Source organism: Streptomyces sp. AcH 505 (genome assembly GCF_000818175.1).
Classification (GTDB): Bacteria; Actinomycetota; Actinomycetes; order Streptomycetales; family Streptomycetaceae; genus Streptomyces.
Genome location: NZ_JTIY01000001.1, coordinates 4,976,561 through 4,978,783 on the forward strand (window position 1 = coordinate 4,976,561; position 2,223 = coordinate 4,978,783).

Consider the following 2,223-nt stretch of genomic DNA (forward strand, 5'->3'; position numbering starts at 1 on the left):
ACCTGACGGCGGACCCGCTCGATGTCCCGCACCAGCAGGTGCAGACTCGCACGGGCTTGTGCGTCGTGGGTTGCGTGGTCGGCCATGAACAAGCCTCTCGAACCGGCGTTGAAAAGGATCCGGGCCGCACCGGTGCGGCCCGTGTGGGGGTCAATCTCCCTTGACAACGCTTTACCTGGCCCTGGGGTCACGCTACGGGGGCGTATCCATAGGTGCGCGGGGCGCGCAGAGGGACGTACGCCCCCTGTGGTGCGCGCCCATAGACTGGTGCGCCGCATGATCCGATCCGCCCCGCCCGAGAGGCAGTCAGCCACCGATGAAGCTCGTCTTCGCCGGCACCCCCGAGGTCGCCGTACCCGCCCTGGACGCACTCATCGCCTCCGACCGGCACGAGGTCGCCGCCGTCGTGACGCGACCCGACGCGCCGTCGGGGCGCGGGCGCAGGCTGGTGGCCAGCCCGGTCGCCCAGCGGGCCGAGGAGGCGGGGATCGAGATCCTGCGGCCCGCGAAGCCCCGGGACGAGGACTTCCTCGCGCGGCTGCGGGAGATCGGGCCCGACTGCTGCCCGGTCGTCGCGTACGGCGCGCTGCTGCCCCGGGTCGCCCTCGACGTACCCACGCGTGGCTGGGTGAATCTGCACTTCTCGCTGCTGCCGGCCTGGCGGGGCGCCGCGCCCGTGCAGCACTCGCTGATGGCGGGTGACGAGATGACGGGCGCTTCGACGTTCCTGATCGAGGAGGGCATGGACTCGGGCCCGGTGTTCGGCGTGATCACCGAGCACGTGCGGGCGACCGACACGAGCGGCGACCTGTTGACGCGGCTCGCGTTCGCGGGGGCAGGGCTGCTCGCCGCGACCATGGACGGTATCGAGGACGGCAGCCTGATTCCCGTACCGCAGCCGGCCGACGGTGTCTCGCTCGCGCCGAAGATCACGGTCGAGGACGCGCAGGTGAACTGGGCCGAGCCGGCCCTGCGGGTGGACCGGGTGGTCAGGGGCTGTACGCCCGCGCCGGGGGCCTGGACCGTGTTCCGGGGGGAGCGGCTGAAGCTGATCCAGGTGACGCCGCGGCCCGAGCACACCGACCCGGCGCCGGGGGCGCTCGCCGTCGGCAAGAACAACGTGTACGTGGGGACCGGTTCGCACGCGGTGGAGCTGCTGTGGGTGCAGCCGCAGGGCAAGAAGCCGATGCGGGCGGCGGACTGGGCGCGTGGCGTGCGGATCACGCCCGGCGAACGGCTCGGCTGACGGCGCTGCGAACGGCCCGGCGGGACGGACGTAGGCTGGACGGGTTCTTCTCTTCATCACACGCGGAGCACCTTTGAACGAGCAGGCCGGTCGCCGTCCCCCCAAGCCGCACCGTCGTCCCAAGAAGGACCCGGTCCGGATCCTCGCCTTCGAAGCGCTGCGGGCGGTGGACGAGCGCGACGCCTACGCCAATCTCGTCCTGCCGCCGCTGCTCAAGAAGGCGCGGGAGAATCCCGCGTTCGAGGCGCGTGACGCGGCGCTGGCCACCGAGCTGGTCTACGGGACGCTGCGCAGGCAGGGGACGTACGACGCGATCATCGCGGCCTGTGTCGACCGGCCGCTGCACCGGGTCGATCCGCCGGTGCTCGACGTGCTCGCGCTGGGTGCGCACCAGCTCCTGGGGACCCGGATCCCGACGCACGCGGCGGTCTCGGCGAGTGTCGAGCTGGCCAGGGTGGTGCTCGGGGACGGGCGGGCCAAGTTCGTCAACGCCGTGCTGCGGAAGATCTCGCAGCACGATCTGGACACCTGGCTCGACCAGGTCGCCCCGTCGTACGACGAGGACGCCGAGCAGCATCTGGCGGTCGTCCACTCGCACCCGCGCTGGGTGGTCTCCGCGCTGTGGGACGCGCTGGGCGGTGGCCGCGCCGGTATCGAGGATCTGCTCGAAGCCGACAACGAACGGCCCGAGGTGACCCTCGTGGCCCGGCCCGGCCGCTCCACGACGGACGAGCTGATGGAGGTCCTGGGGGAGGACTCCGGGCTGCCGGGACGCTGGTCGCCGTATGCCGTACGGATGGCCGAGGGCGGCGAGCCGGGCGCTCTCGACGTCGTACGGGACGGCAGGGCGGGCGTCCAGGACGAGGGCAGCCAGTTGGTCGCGACGGCCGTCGCCAACGCGCCGATCGAGGGGTCCGACGCCCGCTGGCTGGACGGCTGTGCGGGGCCCGGCGGCAAGGCGGCGCTGATGGCGGCGC

Annotated in this window: 2 protein-coding genes; both read left to right on the forward strand. The window is 72.6% G+C overall.

What is annotated here, in order from left to right; all coding sequences use genetic code 11:
* The first annotated feature begins 316 nt into the window (after positions 1-316).
* Positions 317-1,246 carry a methionyl-tRNA formyltransferase gene (gene fmt, locus HY68_RS22760; protein WP_041991687.1) on the forward strand — a complete coding sequence of 310 codons (930 nt, stop codon included), beginning with the start codon at positions 317-319 and terminating at the stop codon, positions 1,244-1,246.
* 73 nt (positions 1,247-1,319) lie between these two features.
* Positions 1,320-2,223, forward strand: a 904-nt coding sequence (locus HY68_RS22765; protein ID WP_041991689.1) for a transcription antitermination factor NusB, incomplete at its 3' end; no start/stop codon positions are given.

Excerpts from the sequence above, each read along its gene's own strand:
- fmt (WP_041991687.1), top strand. The coding sequence starts at position 317 with ATGAAGCTCGTCTTCGCCGGCACCCCCGAGGTCGCCGTACCCGCCCTG.